The sequence below is a fragment of the Saccharopolyspora dendranthemae genome (genome assembly GCF_007829955.1).
Classification (GTDB): Bacteria; Actinomycetota; Actinomycetes; order Mycobacteriales; family Pseudonocardiaceae; genus Saccharopolyspora; species Saccharopolyspora dendranthemae.
Window position 1 is genome coordinate 498,244 of record NZ_VIWX01000003.1, and the last position, 20,423, is coordinate 518,666.

Here is a 20,423-nt window from a genome sequence, read left to right on the forward strand (position 1 = left end):
CGACCGAATTTCCCGGCCGGTACCAGCGGGTGAGCGGGGCTGGACCGGGCCGGTGCGACGGGTCAGGATGCGATCATGGCGCACCCCACCGGCAGCACCCTCAGCCACCTCGAATGCACCGCGTGCGGACGGACCTTCGACGCCGACGCGCCGCACCGGCTGTGCGAGGAGTGCGGGAAAGTCCTCTACCCGCGCTACGACCTGGCGAAGGTCGCCCTGCGCCCGTCGGACCTGGTGACGCGGGAGCCGTCGATGTGGCGGTACCGGGAGCTGCTGCCGGTCCGCGACGCCGAGAACGTCATCAGCCTCGGCGAGGGCTTCACGCCGCTGCTGAGCGCGCCCCGGTTGTCGGCGCGGCTGGGCATCGCCGACGTGCGGATCAAGGACGAGGGCCAGAACCCGACCGGCAGCTTCAAGGCGCGCGGGATGTCGGCGGCCGTGTCGCGCGCCCGGGAACTCGGGGCGCAGGTCGTCGCGGCGCCTTCGGCGGGCAACGCCGGTGGTGCGCTCGCCGCCTACGCGGCCCGGGCCGGGTTGGCCGCCGGAGTCGTGATGCCCGAGGACTGCCCGCGCATCAACCAGGTCGAAGCCGTCGTCGCCGGTGCCGACACCTGGCTCGTCGACGGGCTCATCGACGACGCGGGACGTCTGGTGCGCACCACCTCGGAGGCGCGCGGCTGGTTCGACGTCTCCACCCTCAAGGAGCCCTACCGGGTCGAGGGCAAGAAGACCCTCGGCTACGAGCTGGCCGAGCAGCTCGGCTGGCAGCTGCCGGACGTGGTGATCTACCCGACCGGCGGCGGAACCGGGCTGGTCGGCATGTGGAAGGCGTTCGCCGAGATGACCGAGCTCGGCTGGATCGGCGAGCAGCGGCCGCGCATGGTCGTCGTCCAGGCCGAAGGCTGCGCCCCGATCGTCCGGGCCCACGACCAGGGAGAACGGCACGCGCCGCGGTGGGAGGACGCCGCCACTGACGCCAGCGGCCTGCGGGTCCCGGTCGCCGTCGGCGACTACCTGATCCTCGACGCGGTCCGCGACTCCGGCGGCACGGCGGTGTCGGTGAGCGAGGACGACATGCGCGACGCCACCCGGGAGCTCGCCTCGTCGGAGGGCATCCACCCGGCACCGGAAGGGGCCGCGACGCTGGCCGCGCTCCGCAGGCTCCGCGATTCCGGCGAGATCACCGGGACCAACCGCGTCGTGCTGTTCAACACCGGTGCCGGTCAGAAGTACCCGGATTTCGTCCCCGCCTCACCGGAAGTGGTCCCGGCGGACTCCCCCGCCTGGGGATCGGGTCTGTGACCATCAGTGGTTCCGAGGCGAGCACGTCCTGACGTCGTGTGGTGGGTGTGGGGAAGTTTTCATGAAAACTTCCCCACACCCACCACACGACATGCACGCGGGACGGGGGACAACGTCCGTCACTTATCCTGGGCGCGTGAGTGACAAGCCCAGCATTCCGAATGTTCTCGCCGGTCGTTACGCCTCTCCGGAGCTGGTCGAGCTGTGGTCTCCGCAGCACAAGATCGTTCTCGAGCGGCGCCTCTGGCTGGCCGTGCTGCGCGCCCAGGCCGACCTCGGCATCGAGGTTCCCGAGCAGGCCGTGGCCGACTACGAGCGGGTGCTGGAGCAGGTCGACCTCGACTCCATCGCCGCGCGCGAGCGCGTGACCAGGCACGACGTGAAGGCCCGGATCGAGGAGTTCAACGCTCTCGCCGGTCACGAGCAGATCCACAAGGGCATGACGTCGCGGGATCTGACCGAGAACGTGGAACAGCTGCAGGTCCGCCGCAGCCTGGAGCACGTGCGCGACCGCACCGTCGCGGTGCTCGCCCGGCTGGCGAAGCTCGCGGGGCAGAACGCCGAGCTGGTCATGGCCGGTCGCTCGCACAACGTCGCCGCCCAGGCCACGACGCTGGGCAAGCGCTTCGCCACCGCCGCCGACGAGCTGCTGGTGGCCTTCCACCGCCTCGAAGAGCTGCTCGACCGCTACCCGCTGCGCGGCATCAAGGGCCCGGTCGGCACCGCGCAGGACATGCTCGACCTGCTCGGCGGCGATGCCGGCAAGCTCACCGAGCTGGAGCGCCGCGTCGCCGGTCACCTCGGCTTCGGCAGCACGCTCACCAGCGTCGGCCAGGTCTACCCGCGGTCGCTGGACTTCGAGGTGCTGAGCCTGCTCTCGCAGCTGGCGGCCGCGCCCTCCAGCGTGGCGAAGACGATCCGGCTGATGGCCGGGCACGAGCTGGTCACCGAGGGCTTCAAGCCCGGCCAGGTCGGGTCCAGCGCCATGCCGCACAAGATGAACACCCGCTCCTGCGAGCGCGTCAACGGGCTCGCCGTGATCGTGCGCGGGTACGTCTCGATGAGCGCGGAGCTGGCCGGCGACCAGTGGAACGAGGGCGACGTGTCCTGCTCGGTGGTGCGCCGGGTCGCGCTGCCGGACGCGTTCTTCGCCTTCGACGGACTGCTGGAGACGTTCCTGACCGTGCTCGACGAGTTCGGCGCGTTCCCGGCCGTCGTCGCTCGCGAGCTCGACCGCTACCTGCCCTTCCTGGCCACCACGAAGGTGCTGATGGGCGCGGTCCGCGCGGGGGTCGGCCGGGAGGTCGCGCACGAGGCGATCAAGGAGAACGCCGTCGCGGTCGCGCTCGACATGCGCGAGCGCGGTGCTGAGCGCAACGACCTCCTCGACCGCCTCGCCGCCGACGAGCGGCTGCCGCTCGACCGCGAGCAGCTGGAAGCCCTGCTGGCCGACAGGCTCGCCTTCACCGGAGCCGCGTCCTCGCAGGTCGGCGATGTCGTCGCGGCCGTCGAGAAGGTCGCCACCCAGTACCCGCAGGCCGCCGCCTACGCCCCGACCGACATCCTCTGACGACCGTCTGAGGCGTGCGGTCAACTCGTTGTCGGGGTGGGGGAAGTTTTCATGAGAACTTCCCCCACCCACAACGAGCAAAGCTCCACCGAAAGCTTTCAGTCCCAGTGGGCGTGGAAGAAGTCGACCTCGCACTTCGTCGCCTGCTGGAACAGGCGCAGGCAGCGGGCGCGCTCGCGCTCGTCGAGGTCGGCGCCCACGCGGTCGAGCTCCGAGCGCAGCCAGGTCACCCAGGACTCGAAGTCCGGGTTGGCGTGCAGGTCGATCCACTCGGCGTGCACGAAGCTCTCCGGCTTCGCCGGGGCGCGCTGCGCCCACTCCAGGTAGGTCCACTCGGCGACGGTGAGCACCGCGAGGATCTCGGCGTACCCGCCGTTGTCCTTGGTGTCGCGCATCAGGTCGCGGAACGCCTCGGTCGCCGGGTCGAGCTCCGGGTCGACCCGGTCGCTCTCGACGATGCCGAGCGCGTCGAAGGACCGCTGGAAGTAGGTGTTCTCCTCGCTGGTGACGACTCCGATGCTGCCCGCGAGCGCCAGCCGCGAGTCGTACCGGTCGGCCTTGGCCACGGCGGCGCCGAGCAGGGCGAGGAAGTCGTCCACGAACTGGTAGTCCTGCACCAGGTACGAGCTCATGTACTCGTCGGGCATCGACCCGTCGAAGAGCGCGTCGGTGAACGGGTGCTCCACGACCGAGGTCCAGTCGGGTTCGCTGCGCTCGCGCAGCCAGTCGGTGAACGTCGTTTCCGGGGGCGTCGCTGTCAAGATCTCCTCCTCGTGCTCGACGTCATCCCACCACGTGCGAGCGGTCCACCTGCGGTGGGAGAGAATCGCGGCGTGGTTGCACTCGCGGATTACCCCCAGATCGCGGCAGGCAAGGTCCGCCAGCTGCACGCCGTGGACGACGAACGCCTGCTGCTGGTCGCCTCCGACCGCATCTCGGCCTACGACCACGTGCTGGACACGCCGATCCCGGACAAGGGCGCCGTGCTCACGGCGATGAGCGTGTTCTGGTTCGAGCTGCTGGCGGACGAGCTGCCGAACCACCTCGTCGCGCACGACGACCCGCGCATCCCCGCCGAGGTGCGCGGCCGCGCGCTGCTGGTGGACCGGCTGACGATGGTGCCGGTGGAGTGCGTCGCCCGCGGTTACCTGACCGGCTCGGGGCTGATCGATTACCAGCGCACCGGTTCGGTCTGCGGCGTCTCGCTGCCGGACGGGCTCGTCGAGTCGTCCCGGCTGCCGGAGCCGATCTTCACGCCGGCCACCAAGGCCGAGATCGGTGAGCACGACGAGAACGTGAGCTTCGAGGCCGTCGCCGCGCAGGAGGGTGCCGAGCTCGCCGCCGAGCTGCGCGACCTGACGCTGCGGGTCTACGCCCGGGCCGCTGAGCACGCGCGCGAGTGCGGGGTGATCCTCGCCGACACGAAGTTCGAGTTCGGCCGCAACGCCGCCGGTGACCTGGTGCTCGGCGACGAGGTGCTCACCCCGGACTCGTCGCGCTACTGGCCCGCCGACGGCTACGAGGCGGGCGAGGTCCAGCCGTCCTTCGACAAGCAGTTCGTCCGCAACTGGCTGACCTCGGAGGAGTCCGGCTGGGACCGGCACTCCGACACCCCGCCGCCCGCCCTGCCCGACCACATCGTCGAGGCCACCCGCGCCCGCTACGTCGAGGCCTACGAGCGCATCACCGGCCGCTCCTTCGCGGACTGGCCCACAGCCGCCTGATCCCGGCCTCCTGACCTGGTCTTCTCGAATTTCGCGCGACATTCGACCCCGAACTTCGGGACTCGAATTTCGCGCGAAATTCGAATGCTTCACCCGGTCGCGGGATTCGGCGGCGTGTCGGGAGGTGGGCCTGGCCTGCGCGTTTGATTGTTGCGAGGTGGAGGTTCGCCGGATTTGCGCCGGGGCGACACCTGGCTTTCAGGTAACGGTCACCCGCGCCAGGCCGAATGGGTGTTTGTGAGCACGCCGCTCGTGGTGTCGTTGTCGGGACTGGAACTCCGGTCGCTGGACAGCTGCGCGGATTTCGCCGCGGAGCTGGACCGCCGGAGCGTCCCGCTGTCCCTGCTGATCTCCCCGAAACCGACCGATCTCGACTCCCGCGACCGCAGGTCACCGGTGCTGGGCTGGGTGGCCGACCGGCTCATGCGCCGGGACACGGTCAGCCTGCACGGGTTCGCCCGGGTCTCGCCCGGTCTGCGCTCGCGGCTGGCCCCGGCCGCGCGGCTCCCGGCGCACGAGGCCGGGCTGCGGCTGGTGGCCGCCTCGGCCGTGCTGGAGCAGGCCGGTCTGCGCACGCACACGTTCATCCCGCCGCGCTGGTTGGCGTCGCCGGGCACGGTCCTGGCCGCTCAGCGACGTGGTTTCGCGGTGTGCGCGGATGCGATGGGAGTGCGCGACCTCGGCACCGGCAGCGTGCTGCGGTCCCGCATCAGGCTGCTCGGCCCGGGCGAGGTCGCCGAGCCGTGGTGGTGCCGGGCGCTCGTGCTGGGTGCCGGGCGTGCCGCCCGCCGGGGACGCGCCGTCCGCCTGGCGGTGGACGCGCAGACCTTGGTGAAGCCGGCCGTGCGGCACGCGATCCTGGACGCGGTGGACCTGGCGCTGCACCACGGCGCGAACCCGGTCACCTACGCCTCGTTCGCGAGGGCCACCTCGGAGGTGGCCCGGATCCCGAAGCCGCGGATTCCCCACGAAGCCTGGTGAACCACCGGTCTCGAGCGGCGACCGCCACAGCATTTCCCAGTTTTAGTCCAAACTGAGCGGACATTTCGGGCATCGAAGGTCCTCGGTTTGGACTAAAACTGGGAAATGGTCACACCTTCGTGGCTGAGCCCTGGGGGAGCACGTCGACCGTGGTCTCCGAGGGGGCCAGCGCCTCGAACTGCCGGTAGTGCATCGCGGGCATCGCCAGGACCGCTTCGTGGATCGGGACCGCTGCGCGCGGGGCGACCGCGCGCAGGAAGTCCACGGCCTCGGAGAGCTTGAGCCAGGGCGCGCCGGTCGGCAGGCCCAGCACGTCGACCCGCTGCTCGGGAACGTGGAAGGCGTCGCCCGGGTGGTAGAAGGCGCCGTGATCGACCAGGTAGCCGATGTTGTCGATGTTCGGGATGTCCGGGTGGATCACCGCGTGCTGCCCGCCGACGACGCCGATCGAGGATCCGCCCAGGTCGAGAGCGTCACCGGGCGAGGCCGTGGTCGCGGTCAGCCCCTTCTCGGAAACGGCGGCGGCGCTGCCCGGGTCGACGACCAGGCGGGCGCCGGGGTTCGCCTCCAGCAGTGCCGGCAGCCGGTCGAGGTCGAGGTGGTCCGCGTGCTGGTGGGTGATCAGCACTGCGTCCAGGTCGCGCAGGTCCTCGAAGTCGGTCGAGAACGCGCCCGGGTCGAGCAGCAGCCGGGCGGACCCGGTCTCCAGCAGCACGCACGCATGTCCGAAGTGGGTGATGTGCACGCGAATCCTCCTCAGCGGCAGGCGAAATCCGAGTCCCACTCTGCCACTGCCGGCTGGCGCGCGAAGACCGGCGGGCCCCCGATCCCGCCGGTCCTCGCCTCAGTTCACCGGACGGTGATGGTGACGCCCGGAACGGAGCCGCCGCCCACGCGGGCGTGCACCACGTACTGACCGGGCGGGACGTCGCCGATGGTGGCGACCGCGTCGGCGCTGCCGCCGGAGTCGCGGACCACGTGGGCGACGCCCTCGTCGGCGCCCATCGGGTGCTCGGAGTCGCGGACGAACGAGCCCGAGGAGATCCAGCTCAGCATCTCCGGTCCGTGGTCGAGGTGGATGGTCAGCTGCTCGCCGGGCCGGACCACGGTGTCGTCGACGGTCAGCCCGCCGCCCTGGGTGGCGGAGACGGGCGCCGGCTGGGCGGCGGCGGTGGCGATGGGGGCCGCGGCGGTCAGCGCGAGGCAGGCGAGCGTGGCTCCGGCGAAGGCGGTCTTGAGCTTGCGCATGGTGAAATCCCCTCAGTTCAAGCGATGTTCTTGATGTCCTGAAGACGCCTCAGGTTCGGAGAGGTTCAGACAACCGACCCCATATGTGATGCAGGACACGAGGGACAGGTGAGCTGCGACGCACGTCAGGCCCCTGCTCGGCGGGCCGAACTCCCAGCTCAGTTACGCTGCGGACGTACTGCTGGCCATCCGCCGGGACCGGCGGATCTGCACGGAAACCGGGAGCAGCACCCGTGGCCCGAGTCGTTGTCGACGTCATGCCGAAGCAGGAGATCCTCGACCCGCAGGGACAGGCGGTGGCCAACGCGCTGCCCCGTCTCGGGTTCGACGGCATCACCGAAGTCCGCCAGGGAAAGCGGTTCGAGCTGGAGGTCGCCGACGACGTCGACGACGCCACGCTCGCCAACATCGCCGAGACGTTGCTGGCCAACCCCGTCATCGAGGACTTCGTGGTCCGCCGGGTGGAATCATGAGCGCGAAGATCGGCGTCATCACCTTCCCCGGCACCCTCGACGACGTCGACGCCGCCCGCGCGGTGCGCCGCGCCGGTGGTGAGGCCGTCGCCCTGTGGCACGCCGACCACGACCTCAAGGGCGTGGACGCCGTGGTCGTGCCCGGTGGCTTCTCCTACGGCGACTACCTGCGCTGCGGCGCGATCGCCAAGTTCGCCCCGGTGATGACCGAGGTCATCATCGCCGCGGGCAAGGGGATGCCCGTCCTCGGCGTGTGCAACGGCTTCCAGATCCTGTGCGAGTCCGGGCTGCTGCCCGGCGTGCTGACCCGCAACGCGGGCCTGCACTACGTCTGCCGGGACCAGTGGCTGAAGGTCGAGAACAACTCCAGCGCCTGGACCACCCGCTTCGACGCGGGCGCCGAGCTGCTCATCCCGATCAAGCACGGCGAGGGCAACTACGTGGCCGACGAGGCCGTCCTCGACCAGCTCGAAGGCGAGGGCCGCGTGCTGTTCCGCTACGCCGGGGAGAACCCGAACGGCTCCCGGCGCGACATCGCGGGCATCACCGACGCGCGCGGGCGAGTCGCGGGCATGATGCCGCACCCCGAGCACGCGATCGACCCGCTGACCGGGCCCACCGACGACGGCCTCGGCATGTTCCTGTCCGTTCTGGATTCCTTGGTGGCAGCATGACCGACACGATCGAACCCGCCGGCGCGGCCGGTCACGTTGACACGGTCGACACGGCGAAGAACTCCCCGGACACCGAGCAGCCGTTCCGCGAGCTCGGCCTGAAGGACGACGAGTACCAGCGGATCCGCGAGATCCTCGGCCGCAGGCCCACCGAGGCCGAGCTGGCGATGTACTCGGTGATGTGGAGCGAGCACTGCTCCTACAAGTCCTCGAAGGTCCACCTGAAGTACTTCGGCGAGACCACCACCGACGAGATGCGCTCCAAGATGCTCGCCGGCATCGGTGAGAACGCCGGCGTGGTGGACATCGGCGACGGCTGGGCGGTCACCTTCAAGCTGGAGAGCCACAACCACCCGTCCTACGTCGAGCCCTACCAGGGCGCGGCCACGGGTGTCGGCGGCATCGTCCGCGACATCATGGCGATGGGCGCCCGCCCGGTCGCGGTCGCCGACCCGCTGCGCTTCGGCCCGGCCGAGGCCGAGGACACCAAGCGCGTCCTGCCCGGCGTGGTCGCCGGCGTCGGCGGCTACGGCAACTGCCTGGGCCTGCCCAACATCGGCGGCGAGGTCGTCTTCGACGAGACCTACGCGGGGAACCCGCTGGTCAACGCCATGTGCGTGGGCGTGATGAAGACCGAGGACCTGCACCTCGCGCACGCCTCCGGCACGGGCAACCAGATCATCCTCTTCGGTGCGCGCACCGGTCTCGACGGCATCGGCGGCGTGTCCGTGCTGGCCTCGGAGACCTTCGACGACGAGGAGGGCTCCGGCGGTCGCAAGAAGCTGCCGAGCGTGCAGGTCGGCGACCCGTTCGCGGAGAAGGTGCTCATCGAGTGCTGCCTGGACCTGTACCACTCGGGCCTGGTCGTGGGCATCCAGGACCTCGGCGGAGCCGGGCTGTCCTGCGCCACCTCCGAGCTCGCGGCCGCCGGTGACGGCGGCATGCGCGTGGACCTGGACCAGGTCCCGCTGCGCGCGACCGGCATGAACGCCGCGGAGATCCTCTCCAGCGAGTCCCAGGAGCGGATGTGCGCCGTCGTGGACCCGTCCAAGGTGGACGAGTTCATGAAGGTCTGCCAGAAGTGGGACGTGCAGGCCAACGTGATCGGTGAGGTCACCGACGGCGAGAACCTGGAGATCCTCTGGGGCGGCGAGCTCGTCGTCGACGTGCCGCCGCGCACCGTCGCCCACCACGGGCCGGTCTACGAGCGTCCCGTCGAGCGCCCGGGCGAGCAGGACCTCATCGCCGCGGACAACGCGAACACCCTGGCCCGTCCGTCGACCCCGGACGAGTTGCGGCAGACCGTCCTGACGATGGCCGCTTCGCCGAACCTGTGCTCGCGGGCGTGGGTCACCGACCAGTACGACCGCTACGTGCGGGGCAACACCGTGCTGGCCCAGCCCTCCGACGGCGGCGTGCTGCGCATCGACGAGGAGACCGGTCGCGGCGTCGCGGTCGCCACCGACTGCAACGCGCGCTACACCCGGCTCGACCCGTACACCGGCGCGCAGCTGGCGCTGGCCGAGGCCTACCGCAACGTGGCCACCACCGGCGCCACGCCGATGGCCGTCACCAACTGCCTGAACTTCGGTTCGCCGGAGGACCCGGGCGTGATGTGGCAGTTCCAGCAGGCGGTGCGCGGTCTGGCCGACGCCTGCGCCGAGCTGGGCATCCCGGTCACCGGCGGCAACGTCAGCTTCTACAACCAGACCGGCCGTCAGGCGATCCTGCCGACCCCGGTGGTCGGCGTGCTCGGCACGATCGACGACGTCACCCGCCGCATCCCCACCGGCATCGGCGGTGAGGAAGGCGAGACGCTGATCCTGCTCGGCGACACGCGCGAGGAGTTCGGCGGCTCGGAGTGGGCGCGCGTGGCGCACGACCACCTGGGCGGCACGCCCCCGGTGGTCGACCTCGCGCGCGAGAAGCTGCTGGCGGACGTCCTGCTGGCGGGTTCGCGCGACGGGATGATCTCCGCCGCGCACGACCTCTCCGAGGGCGGCCTGGCGCAGGCGCTGGTCGAGACGGCGCTGGTCGGCGAGTGCGGTGCCCGCGTGGTGCTGCCGGAGGGCGTGGACCCGTTCGTCCAGCTGTTCTCCGAATCCGCCGGTCGCGTCCTGGTCGCGGTCCCGCGCTCGGAGGAGCTGCGCTTCACCGACATGTGCACTGCCCGCGGCCTGCCGTGGGCCAAGGTCGGCGTCGCCGACGCGGGCTCGAACTCCCTGGACATCCAGGACGTCACCGAGATCCCGCTGCCGGAGCTGCGCGAGGCGTGGGAAGGGACCCTGCCGAAGCTCTTCGGCTGAGGTCGGTCAGCTCTGCTGCGGGGCGGGGGAGGTTCCGGTCGGGACCTCCCCCGCCCCGCTCGTTCCGTCGAGGTTCGGGGCCTGCTGGAAGAGGACGCCGTCGAAGTCCGCCAGGTCCTCGAAGGCCGACCCGGCCAGCGTCACCTCGTCGGTGAAGGTGCTGTCGGCGAACTTCGCGGGTCCGCGGAAGGTGCTGCGCTGGCAGCGAACCGGGCCGCCGAAGTGCACCCCGGGGAACCACGCCCTGCGGTGGAACACCGCGTCGTCGCAGCGGAACCGGCCGCTGAGCCGGCCGGTTCCGAAGGTGCTCCTGCTGAAGTAGACGTGGCCGTGGAAGACGCTGCGGCTGAGGTTGTTGCTGCTGAACAGGTGCGCGTAGCGCAGCAGCACGGTGCCGACCTTGCGGTCGGAGAGCTCGAAGTACTCCAGCGTCGCCCCGGTGAGGTCCAGGTCGTAGACCGGCGCGTCGATGTCGTCCGCGCCGGGCAGCAGGTCGGCGATCAGGCGCTGCGCGGTCAGCCGCACCTGCAGCTGCCGCTCAGCCTCGTCGGACTGCTCCGGCGTCCAGCCCGTCGACGACGACGAGTAGCGCGGGTGCTGGAACGGGCGGCGCAGGTAGGAGCAGAGCACGTCGAGGACGGTCTGGACCTGCCCCGGGTTGCTGTGCGCCAGCCCGGCCAGCGCGTGCAGCGCACCCACCCTGACCTGGTCGGTCTCGTGCCCCAGCAGCTCGATCGCTCGCGCGAAGCGCTCGTCGGCGACGCGGTCGCGCTCCAGGTCGGTCCGCCTGCGCTCCAGCGTCTGCCGCTCCTCCTCGACCCGGCGGCGCCGGTCGTTGAGCCACAGCGCGTAGAGCGCCACGACCGATCCGGCCGCGAGACCTCCGGTGCGCAGCGCGTCGGCGCCGGTGGTCCGCGGGTCGAAGAGCAACAGCGCTGCGCTGACCCCGCACAGCACGACGACCGCGAGCGCGATCGTCAGCACCAACCCGATCTTCCGCTCACCCATGACGGTGATTGTCGATGACGAGATCGACTGCTCGCACCCCCTCCCACCCGACGGCGAGTAGTCAGCCGCGGGCGAGGGCCTGGAGGGAGGTGATGGGTCCGTTGAAGTGGTTCTGGTCGAGCGGGTCCGAGGTGTGCTGCCAGAAGGACCACGCGAGCCAGCCCGTGGGGAGCTCGCCCGGGGCGTCGGCGTAGCGGGCGACCCACAGCGGGTTGGTGGTGCCGAAGTACCCGGCGACGCACTGGTTCCACCAGTTGGTGCTGGTGTAGATGACGGGGAACCGGCCGGTGCGCGCGCGGTAGGTGTCGCTGAAGTCCTTGACCCACGCGGTGAGCGCTTCCCTGCTCATGTCGTAGCAGGTCTCGCCGTAGGGGTTGTACTCCACGTCGAGGGCGCCGGGAAGCGTCCGGCCGTCGCCGGTCCAGCCACCGCCGTTGTCGACGAAGTAGTTCGCCTGGTCGGCTCCGGTGGAGGCGTTGGGGATCGCGAAGTGGTAGGCGCCGCGGATCATGCCGACGTCGTAGGACCCGGTGTACTGCTGCGGGAAGTACGGGTTGGTGTAGCTGGTGGCCTCGGTCGCCTTGACGAAGGCGAACCGCTTGCCCTGCCCGTACCAGGCGGGCCAGTCGACGTTGCCCTGGTAGCTGGCGACGTCCATGCCCGCGACCGTGGCCAGCGGGTCCAGGTCCAGGTGCGGGAGCAGGTCCACCGGCTCGAACTTGCGGATCTGCGAACCCAGCGTGGCGTTGTCGTCATCGGTGATCGCCGGGCCCGCGTGCGCCGGGATCGGCAGAGCCGCGCACGCCAGCGCGACCATCGTTGCCAGGGCTGAACGACCGCGTCGCGTCATCGAGACCTCGCATTACGGATAGTCGTGGGCCATGTCGGCCGGCTACGCATCGTGCCCCGAAAGTGTGGCGAACGCTTTCTGATGGCGGAAGATGCTGTGTTAGTTTTTGACCGGATCGGCTCAATCCGTACAGCTGCGGGGCACCCGAACAGGCGTTTTGGCGAGGAGTTGCCAACGCAACCTCTTATGGTGGGTTGAGCGTCTACTAGTGGGGGACCGAACTCCGTCGCCGTTCATCGATGAACTGATCGCGGACGGTAGCGGTGATGTGAACGTAGGCCACCCAGATGGCCGCCAGACACAGGTGTCACGGCTGCTCCGGGTGCCGCACACGATGTTCGACCGCCATGCTGGACCGGTCGTACGCTTCGACGGGGTACGGCCCAGGTAGGACGACGAGTGGAGGGCGCCCAGGCATGACTGGCTGGACCGCGCCGGTGCCCAGCGCTCATGAGGTGGCCGCCAAGGTGAATCGAACCGATCGACGACGTTTCGCCGCGGTTTGGGCGCAGGCGCTGATCGGGACCAGCTACGTGCCCATGACCAGCGCCGAGGTCGAAGGCCGTCTGCACGGCTTCACCGACCGCCTGGTCGACGCGCTGGTCGGCGAGCCCTTCGACGCGTCGCCGGCCCGCGAGGTGGGCGTCGACCTCGTCGGTCTGCACTTCACCGGCTCCGAATCGCTCGCGTGCACCGTGGAGCTCATCGGTGCCGAACTCCTCGACGTCCTCCGGCTCGGCGACGACCCCGTGTGGCGCGGCCGGATCGCGGCCCTGCAGTCCGCGCTGTGCTCCGGATTCGTGCAGGCGGCGCGCAAGCGCACGCTCGACGAGCAGGAAGCCATCCGGCAGGCCGTGCTCGACGCGCGCGACTCCGTCGAGCTGGCGCTGCGCACCAGCGAAGCCCGCTTCCGCGCGATCTTCTCCGAGGCGGCCATTGGCATCGGCATCGCCGACATCGAGGGCCGCATCCTGGAGATCAACGCGTCGCTGGCGCGGATCCTCGGGCGCCCGACCGACGACCTCCGCCGGATGCAGGTCGAGGACATGGTTCACCCCGCCGATCCGGAGCGGGTCTGGCGGCTCTACGACGAGCTCATGCGCGGCGAGCGCGAGCAGTTCCGGGTCGAGAAGCAGTTCTCGCGGCCCAGCGGCAAGACCGTGTGGACCGAGCTGTTCGTGTCCCTGATCCGCGACGACGACGGCAAGCCGCTGTACCAGGTCGCGCTGATCGAAGACGTCACCGACCGCCGTGAGCTGCAGGAACGGCTCCGCTACCAGGCGATGCACGATCCGCTGACGACGTTGCCGAACCGGGCGCTGTTCCTCGACCGGCTCGAAACCGTGCTCAAGCGCAACGATCCGGAGGACCGGATCGCGCTGTGCTACATGGACCTCGACGGGTTCAAGGTCATCAACGACAGCCTCGGCCACCACGTCGGCGACGACCTGCTGGTGACCGTCGCCGAGCGGCTCGCCGCCACCGTGCAGGGCGACGACCGGCTCGTCGCGCGGATGGGTGGGGACGAGTTCGTCATCCTGCTGCAGAACTCCCGCGGGACGGAGCAGGCCCTCGAGATCGCCGAGCGGGTGCTGGCGGCCGTCGACGAGCCGATCCACATCGACGGCCACGAGCTGACCGTCTCGGCCAGCGTCGGGATCGTCGAGCGCGAGGTCGCCGAGCAGACCGCGGCCGAGCTGATGCGCGATGCCGACGTCACGCTGTACTGGGCGAAGTCCGAGGGCAAGGGCCGCTGGGCGCAGTTCGACCCGGAGCGCAACGCCACCGAGGTCGCCCGGCTCCGCCTGGCCGCCTCGATGCCCGCAGCCCTGGAGCGCGAGGAGTTCTACGTCGACTACCAGCCGCTGATCGGGTTGCGGGACCGCTCGGTCGTGGGCGTCGAAGCCCTGGTGCGCTGGGGACATCCGGATCTCGGCAGGCTCGGACCGGACAAGTTCATCGGGCTCGCCGAGGAGACCGGGCTGATCGTCCCGCTCGGGCGGTGGGTGTTGCGCGAGGCCTGCAAGCAGGCCAAGCGGTGGCAGGACCGCTTCGGCGACGGAGCGCCGTTCGTCAGCGTGAACCTCGCGGTCCGGCAGTCGCGCGACCCGAACCTGGTCCACGACGTCGCCGCGATCCTGGAGGAGACCGGCCTCGCCCCGCACCGGCTGCAGCTGGAGCTGACCGAGAGCACGATCATGTCCACTGCGGACGAACCGCTGGACAAGCTGCGGGCGCTGTCGCGGATGGGCGTGCGGATCGCCATCGACGACTTCGGCACCGGCTACTCCAACCTCGCCTACCTGCGGCACCTCCCGGTGCACGAGCTCAAGATCGCTGGGTCCTTCATGGAGGGCCTGCGCGACGCGGAGCGAGCCGATCCGGTCGACGCCCGCATCGTCGGCACCCTCGTCGACCTGGCGCACACGCTGGGCCTGACCGTCACCGCCGAAGGCGTGGAGACCCAGGCCCAGGCCCGCCGGATGGCCGAGATCGGCTGCGAAACCGGTCAGGGCTACCTCTTCGCGAAACCCGGCGATCCCCGAACGGTCACCGACTACATCTCGTCCCACCTGGACTGAGCGGCGGCGGTGCCGTTGCGCCGGGACTTCTGCTCGCGGGTCCGGCCGCCGTAGAGGACCGCGGCCGAGTTGACCAAGGCGAGGTGGCTGAACGCCTGCGGGAAGTTGCCGGTGAAGCACCCGCTCTCGACGTCGAACTCCTCGGCGTAGAGGCCGACGTCGTTGGCCATGGCGATGAGCTCGTCGAACATCCGCACCGCCTCGTCGCGGCGACCGCAGTAGGCCAGCGCGTCGACCATCCAGAACGAGCAGGCGAGGAACGATCCCTCGCGCCCGGCGAGCCCGTCGACCTCGTTCGGCTGGTCGGTGGTGGTGTAGCGGTCGACCAGCACCCCGCGCTGGAGCTCGCGCTGAATGGCGTCGACGGTGCTGCGCATCCGCTCGTCCTCGCCGGAGATGAAGCCGACCGACGGCAGCAGCAGGACCGACGCGTCCAGCTCCGTCCCGCCGTAGAACTGGGTGAACGCGCCGAGATCCGGGTTCCACGCCCGGCTCAGCACCTCGTCGCGGACCTCGTCGCGCAGCGCTCGCCAGTGCTCGACCGGGCCGGGCAGCCCGTCCTCCTCGGCGGCGCGCACCGCGCGGTCGAACGCGACCCACACCATCACCCGGGAGTGCGTGAAGTGCCGGTCCGGTCCGCGCACCTCCCACAGGCCGCGATCGGGCTCCCGCCAGATCCGTGCGAGGTGGTGGAGCATGCCGCGCTGCACCGCCCACGAGTCCGCGCTCTCCACCAGCCCGCGTTCGCGGGCGAGGTGCAGGGCGTCCATCACCTCGCCGTAGACGTCCAGCTGCGTCTGCCGGTAGGCGGCGTTGCCGACCCGGACCGGGCCGTTGCCCCGGTAACCGGGCAGCCAGTCGGCCTCCCACTCGATCAGGTGCCGCTCGCCGCCGACGCCGTACATGATCTGCAGGTCGGCGGGGTCGCCCGCCACGGCGCGGACCAGCCAGCGCCGCCACGCCTCGGCCTCAGCGGTGCAGCCCAGGTCGTCCAGCGCGAGCAGCACCAGCGTGGCGTCGCGCAGCCAGCAGTAGCGGTAGTCCCAGTTGCGGTTGCCGGGAACGGCTTCCGGCAGCGACGTGGTGGGTGCGGCGATGATGCCGCCGGTCGGCGAGTACGTGAGGGCCTTGAGGGTGGCCAGCGAGCGGCGCACCGCCGTCCCGTGCGGACCGCTGTAGACGATCTTGGCGGACCACTGCCGCCAGTAGTCCTCGCACTCCTGCAGTTCCTGCTCGGGGTTCATCGGTGCGGGCATCACGTCGGGGTCCGAGGCCCACTGCAGCACCCAGGCCATGTGCTGACCTGCGGAGATCGTTCCGCGGTAGCGGTGCGCGCGCACGTCGTCGACACGAGTGGGCAGCTCCTCGCCGCGCAGCACGACGGTGTGCGGACCCGCGATGCCCAGGACGTACTCGTCGAGCACCGGATCGGTCTCGCGGACCCGACGCACCCACGGCACCGAGTCGCCGTAGTCGAACCGCAGCACCCAGTCGAGCTGGAAGTCGACCTCGCCGGACACGCCCTCGACGATCCGCACCACGCACGGTTCGTCGTGCTGGTTCACCTCGTGCGGCGGCATGAAGTCGATCAGCCGCAGCACCCCGGTGTCGGTCTGGAACTCCGTCTCCAGCACCAGGGAGTTGTCCCGGTACCGGCGGCGGACCTCCTGCACCGACCCGGTCGGGGCGATCGACCAGTGCCCGTCGCGCTCGCCGCCCAGCAGCCGGGTGAAGCAGGAAGGAGCGTCGAACCGGGGCAGGCACAACCAGTCGATGGAGCCGTCCTTGCCGACGAGCGCGGCCGTGCGCAGGTCGGAGAGCAACGCGTAGTCCTCGATGAGGCCCGGGCCTGTCATCCTGCCGACCCTAGGGTCATCCGGAGCGCGACGGTAGCCGCTGAGATTCCGCCACGCGACCCGGGAGCGGCACCTCGGGTTTCGCCGCTCGCCCCGCCGAGCGAGACGAGCGGTCTCCGCCGGTGCTCAGCCCTGATCTTCGGCGAACTGGACGAGGACGCCGTTGGGGATCACGGCCTGGACGGCTTCGTGCAGGTTGAGCCCGAGGTCGTAGCCGCCGAGGACGTCGGGGAGCCAGGAACCCGGAACCGTGCGGAAGCCCGGCCAGTCCTCGGGCACCCGCGAGGCCGACGTGCAGGCGGGCACCAGCGTGGTGCCGTCGGACATCTCAGCGGTGTAGACGTTGCGGTCCTCGGCCGAGGGCGCGTAGAGCATCACCTCGCCGTCCAGGACGGCCTGGGGCAGGTCATCCTCGGGGCGTTCGCCGTCGGCGATCTCGTCGAGCACGCGCTCCAGGTCGTTGCTCGGTTCCGGCCGGTGCAGCATCAGGTCCGAGGGGACGTACTGCTCGTTGAACTGGAACTCCTCGTCGATCACGCCGTTCTCGTCGATGCGGTACGCGCCGACGACGCCCTCCGGAGGCATGTCGCCTTCCTCGTCCTGCGCGTAACCGGGGTCGGCGATGTACAGCCAGGTACTGGGGTTCTCCTGGGCGTGCGCACGCATCTCGTCGGTGATCGGCGGGGTGGGTTCGGTCATGGGGTTGGCGACTCCATCAGCTCGGCTGGACAGGAGAACGCCCGCGAGTGGTGGGCGTTCCCGTTGAAGGGTCCCATTCTTCGCCCGGAGTGGTCCGAAGAGGTCAGTCCGCCGTTTTGAGGTGCCGTCTCGCGCGATGGCGGGGGAGACTTGGTCTCCGGGGTTCTCGGGGAGGGGCGTTCGATGATCGGTCAGCGGGAAGCGTTGCGCATGTTCGGGTGCGAGGTCTTCGACCCGGCAGGACAGCGAATCGGCATCGTGGGACAGCTGTTCATCGACGACGACACCGAGCAACCCGCGTGGATCACGGTCCAAACCGGTCTGTTCGGCACCAACGAGAGCTTCGTGCCGCTCGACGGCGCCGCCTTCGACGGCGACACGCTGACGGTCTCGGTCGGCAAGGACGCGGTGCGCCAGGCGCCGCGGGTCGACCTGGAGAAGGGCGACCTGCCGCTGGCGACGGAGCGAGCGCTGTTCCTCTACTACGGGATGACCTACGGCGTGGAGCCCCAGCCCGGGGAGGGCGAGACCGCGCAGTCCGGCGACGAGTACGTCGAGTCGGTCCGGCTGCGGTTGCGGCGCTGGGTAGCCGCTACCCGGTAGGGCGTCCACCCCCTCAGTTATATTGAGTACGGACTGTTACCTCTACTTGCGGGTAACAACTGGGAAATCCGGCGATCGCCGTGCCGTTCGGCCCCTTGTGCTAGCCACGGTTTCAGCTGCTCATTCCCGGTAGGAAGCGCCCGATTGGGAAAGCGTTAACCCCAACGTCCGATTGTTTGGCGCAAATTCGCCAACGTCGCCCATACGAGTGGGCTCGCTGGTTACGTTCCGCCTTGAAACACCTCCGCTCGGCCCCACCCGAGCGGAACCGTTTGAAGGAGGGGAACGCATGAAGAAGCTGCTCTTCGGCACCGGGGCAGGGGTTGCCGCAGCGGCACTCGTGTTCGCCGGAGCTCCCGCCGGCGCGGAACCGCAGGCCGACCTGGCACCGCTGACCCTGCACCCGCAGGCTCAGACGAAGGACACCGCGGACGTCTACATCGTCAACCTCAAGGACGGCATCGCCCCGCAGGGCATCGCCGAGGAGCTGGGCGTTCAGGCCCGGCACACCTACACCAGCTCGATCAACGGCTTCTCCGCCAAGCTCACGCCCGAGCAGCTGCAGGAAGTTCGCGCCAACGACAAGGTGCAGAACATCTCGCAGAGCTACCGCATGGCGGTCGAGCCGAACGTCAAGCCGGCCGCTGCCGGGTCGTGGGGCCTGGACCGCATCGACCAGCCCCAGCTGCCGCTGGACGACAGCTACACGCCCAACGGCAAGGGCGAGGGCGTGACCGCCTACATCATCGACACCGGCATCGCGCCCGACCACCCCGAGTTCGGCGGTCGCGCCTCGGTCGGCTTCGACGCCACCGGCGGCGACGGCCTCGACAAGCAGGGTCACGGCACGCACGTCGCCGGCACCATCGGTGGCAACACCGTCGGTGTCGCCCCGGCCGCCAAGCTCGTCGGCGTCCGCGTCCTGGACGACCAGGGCCAGGGCACCACCGAGTCCGTCGTCGGCGGCATCGACTGGGTCGCGCAGAACCACGACGAGAACTCCGTCGCCAACATGTCGCTGGGCGGTCCGAAGGACCCGGCCCTCGACGAGGCGGCCACCAACCTCGTCAACAGCGGTGTGTTCCTCGCCGTCGCCGCGGGCAACGAGTCGCAGGACGCCGAGCAGGTGTCCCCGGCCAGCGCCGAGGGCGTGTACACCACTGCCGCGTCGGACAACACCGACACCTCCGCCGAGTTCACCAACTTCGGCGCCACGGTCGAGGGCTACGCCCCCGGCGTGGACATCGTCTCCTCCGTCCCCGGTGGCGGCACCGAGGCGATGAGCGGCACCTCGATGGCCAGCCCGCACGTGGCCGGCGTCGGCGCGCTGTTCCTGGGCGCCAACCCGGGCACCGCTCCGGCCGACGTCATCAAGGGCCTGCAGGGCCAGGCCTCCGCGGGTGTCGTCCAGGGCGCCCCGCAGGGCACCCTCACCGACCTGCTGCAGATCGGCGAGCTGTGATCGCCTGACGCGATAGAGCGCCGTCGCGGGCCCTTCCTGAGCGCTTCAGGGAGGGCCCGCGTTGCGTGAGAGGCGCTGCTTTTCGGGGGTATCGGGACTCCGCTGATCGGGCGTAAACACGTTCGTCGCCCCACTTGTCCGGCGAAAGTCGGTTCCGGCGGTTGCTCCCGGTGGATACGTTGCCCAATAACAGGGGGAGCTCAGTGTCCATTGCGATTCCCGCGCCTGATCGGGGCGGGTTTCGCCGGGGCACATCGAGGAGGGATGTGCCGTGTTACCCGGATACACAGAGGAACTGACCAAGGCGTCGACCGAGGTCGCCGAGCCGGGCGGGCCGGTCGCGCCGGAGCAGCTCAGCCAGCGCACCGTGCAGGCGCAGGTCGCTTCGGTCACCCGAGCGGCTCGCGCGCAGGCGGGCAGCGGTGGAGTGCTGCAGGTCGTGCACGGGGCCAAGCGGGTCGGCTGGGCCGCCTACGAGTTGCAGGCGAGCGCCACGCACCTGGTCCAGGGCGTCGCCAAGCCGCCCTACGCGCAGACCGGGACGTTGGACTCCCTGGAATCGCGCAAGCTCGCCGAAGGCGTCCGGTACCAGGTCCTCTACGACCGCTCGGCGCTCGCACGCCCGCCGCAGCTGGACATCACCACCAAGCTCGTCGCGCTGGGCGAGCAGGCGCGGGTGATCCACGTGGCGCCCACCAAGCTGATCATGGTGGACAACGAGATCGCGCTGCTGCCGCTGACCGTCACTGAGACCTCGGTGGAGAGCGCGGTCGTGGTGCGCAGCTCGGCGATGCTGGCGGCGATCGCCCGCATCTTCGAGGACCTGTGGCGCTACGCGGCGCCGTTCACCGCCAACCAGGACCTCGACGGCAACGAGCTGCGGCCCACGGAGGAGGAGCGGTGGATCCTGTCGCTGCTCGCCTCGGGTGCCACCGATGACACCATCGGCCGGTTGATGGGCTTCAGCGCTCGCACGGCGCACCGCCGGGTGCGCGAGCTGATCTCCCGGTTGGGCGTCGAGACCCGGTTCCAAGCGGGGATGCAGGCGGTCAAGCTCGGCTGGCTGTGAATCGATCAGGCGCCTC

18 protein-coding genes are annotated in these 20,423 nt (G+C 70.2%); 11 read left to right on the forward strand and 7 right to left on the reverse strand.

Annotation, left to right across the window (positions count from 1 at the left end):
- The first annotated feature begins 75 nt into the window (after positions 1-75).
- On the forward strand, positions 76-1,302 hold the full coding sequence (locus FHU35_RS17530) for a threonine synthase (protein WP_145740973.1): 1,227 nt from the start codon (positions 76-78) through the stop codon (positions 1,300-1,302).
- Between the two features lie 136 nt (positions 1,303-1,438).
- Positions 1,439-2,872, forward strand: coding sequence for an adenylosuccinate lyase (gene purB, locus FHU35_RS17535; protein WP_145740975.1), 1,434 nt, complete (start codon positions 1,439-1,441; stop codon positions 2,870-2,872).
- 98 nt (positions 2,873-2,970) lie between these two features.
- On the opposite strand, the gene FHU35_RS17540 is transcribed toward purB, so the two are convergent.
- The gene (locus FHU35_RS17540) at positions 2,971-3,633 is read right to left on the reverse strand and encodes a TenA family protein (RefSeq protein ID WP_145740977.1); all 663 of its coding nucleotides are present in this window, start codon (positions 3,631-3,633) and stop codon (positions 2,971-2,973) included.
- 72 nt (positions 3,634-3,705) lie between these two features.
- Between FHU35_RS17540 and FHU35_RS17545 the strand changes: the two genes are divergently transcribed.
- Together FHU35_RS17545 and FHU35_RS17550 are read left to right on the forward strand one after the other, a co-directional pair.
- The gene (locus tag FHU35_RS17545; protein WP_145740979.1) at positions 3,706-4,596 is read left to right on the forward strand and encodes a phosphoribosylaminoimidazolesuccinocarboxamide synthase; all 891 of its coding nucleotides are present in this window, start codon (positions 3,706-3,708) and stop codon (positions 4,594-4,596) included.
- A 237-nt stretch (positions 4,597-4,833) separates the two neighbouring features.
- Positions 4,834-5,577, forward strand: a complete 744-nt coding sequence (locus FHU35_RS17550; RefSeq protein WP_145740982.1) for a DUF2334 domain-containing protein — start codon at positions 4,834-4,836, stop codon at positions 5,575-5,577.
- A 109-nt stretch (positions 5,578-5,686) separates the two neighbouring features.
- Here FHU35_RS17550 and FHU35_RS17555 read toward each other — a convergent pair whose 3' ends face one another.
- On the reverse strand, positions 5,687-6,322 hold the full coding sequence (locus FHU35_RS17555) for an MBL fold metallo-hydrolase (protein ID WP_145740984.1): 636 nt from the start codon (positions 6,320-6,322) through the stop codon (positions 5,687-5,689).
- Positions 6,323-6,426: 104 nt separating this feature from the next.
- The gene (locus FHU35_RS17560) at positions 6,427-6,825 is read right to left on the reverse strand and encodes a hypothetical protein (RefSeq protein WP_145740986.1); all 399 of its coding nucleotides are present in this window, start codon (positions 6,823-6,825) and stop codon (positions 6,427-6,429) included.
- A gap of 233 nt (positions 6,826-7,058) precedes the next feature.
- Here FHU35_RS17560 and purS point away from each other — a divergent pair, with 233 nt between their 5' ends.
- The 3 genes from purS to purL are packed head-to-tail and all read left to right on the forward strand — an operon-like array spanning position 7,059 to position 10,278.
- A complete protein-coding gene (purS, locus tag FHU35_RS17565) occupies positions 7,059-7,298 on the forward strand; it encodes a phosphoribosylformylglycinamidine synthase subunit PurS (RefSeq protein WP_145740988.1) in 240 nt (79 codons plus the stop codon).
- On the forward strand, positions 7,295-7,972 hold the full coding sequence (gene purQ / locus FHU35_RS17570) for a phosphoribosylformylglycinamidine synthase subunit PurQ (protein WP_145740990.1): 678 nt from the start codon (positions 7,295-7,297) through the stop codon (positions 7,970-7,972). The genes purS and purQ overlap by 4 nt, the downstream gene beginning before the upstream one ends.
- A complete protein-coding gene (purL, locus tag FHU35_RS17575) occupies positions 7,969-10,278 on the forward strand; it encodes a phosphoribosylformylglycinamidine synthase subunit PurL (protein ID WP_145740992.1) in 2,310 nt (769 codons plus the stop codon). The genes purQ and purL overlap by 4 nt, the downstream gene beginning before the upstream one ends.
- A gap of 6 nt (positions 10,279-10,284) precedes the next feature.
- Here purL and FHU35_RS17580 read toward each other — a convergent pair whose 3' ends face one another.
- Together FHU35_RS17580 and FHU35_RS17585 are read right to left on the reverse strand one after the other, a co-directional pair.
- Positions 10,285-11,286 (reverse strand): pentapeptide repeat-containing protein, encoded by a 1,002-nt coding sequence (locus FHU35_RS17580; RefSeq protein ID WP_145740995.1) that lies wholly within the window; start codon positions 11,284-11,286, stop codon positions 10,285-10,287.
- Positions 11,287-11,347: 61 nt separating this feature from the next.
- Complete coding sequence (locus tag FHU35_RS17585; protein WP_145740997.1) at positions 11,348-12,136, reverse strand: lysozyme; 789 nt, start codon at positions 12,134-12,136, stop codon at positions 11,348-11,350.
- Positions 12,137-12,552: 416 nt separating this feature from the next.
- Between FHU35_RS17585 and FHU35_RS17590 the strand changes: the two genes are divergently transcribed.
- Positions 12,553-14,718 (forward strand): putative bifunctional diguanylate cyclase/phosphodiesterase, encoded by a 2,166-nt coding sequence (locus tag FHU35_RS17590; RefSeq protein WP_186459478.1) that lies wholly within the window; start codon positions 12,553-12,555, stop codon positions 14,716-14,718.
- On the opposite strand, the gene FHU35_RS17595 is transcribed toward FHU35_RS17590, so the two are convergent.
- Positions 14,694-16,574 (reverse strand): glycoside hydrolase family 15 protein, encoded by a 1,881-nt coding sequence (locus FHU35_RS17595; protein WP_145741000.1) that lies wholly within the window; start codon positions 16,572-16,574, stop codon positions 14,694-14,696. The two genes, FHU35_RS17590 and FHU35_RS17595, sit on opposite strands and share 25 nt — an antisense overlap.
- Before the next feature lie 126 nt (positions 16,575-16,700).
- Complete coding sequence (locus FHU35_RS17600; RefSeq protein ID WP_145741002.1) at positions 16,701-17,273, reverse strand: type VII secretion system-associated protein; 573 nt, start codon at positions 17,271-17,273, stop codon at positions 16,701-16,703.
- A gap of 183 nt (positions 17,274-17,456) precedes the next feature.
- On the opposite strand from FHU35_RS17600, the gene FHU35_RS17605 reads away from it, so the two are divergent.
- From FHU35_RS17605 to FHU35_RS17615, 3 genes are all read left to right on the forward strand, one after another.
- Positions 17,457-17,876 carry a PRC-barrel domain-containing protein gene (locus tag FHU35_RS17605; RefSeq protein ID WP_145741003.1) on the forward strand — a complete coding sequence of 140 codons (420 nt, stop codon included), beginning with the start codon at positions 17,457-17,459 and terminating at the stop codon, positions 17,874-17,876.
- A gap of 289 nt (positions 17,877-18,165) precedes the next feature.
- Complete coding sequence (locus FHU35_RS17610) at positions 18,166-19,338, forward strand: S8 family peptidase (protein ID WP_145741005.1); 1,173 nt, start codon at positions 18,166-18,168, stop codon at positions 19,336-19,338.
- A 271-nt stretch (positions 19,339-19,609) separates the two neighbouring features.
- The gene (locus FHU35_RS17615) at positions 19,610-20,407 is read left to right on the forward strand and encodes a helix-turn-helix domain-containing protein (RefSeq protein ID WP_145741007.1); all 798 of its coding nucleotides are present in this window, start codon (positions 19,610-19,612) and stop codon (positions 20,405-20,407) included.
- Positions 20,408-20,423: the final 16 nt, after the last annotated feature.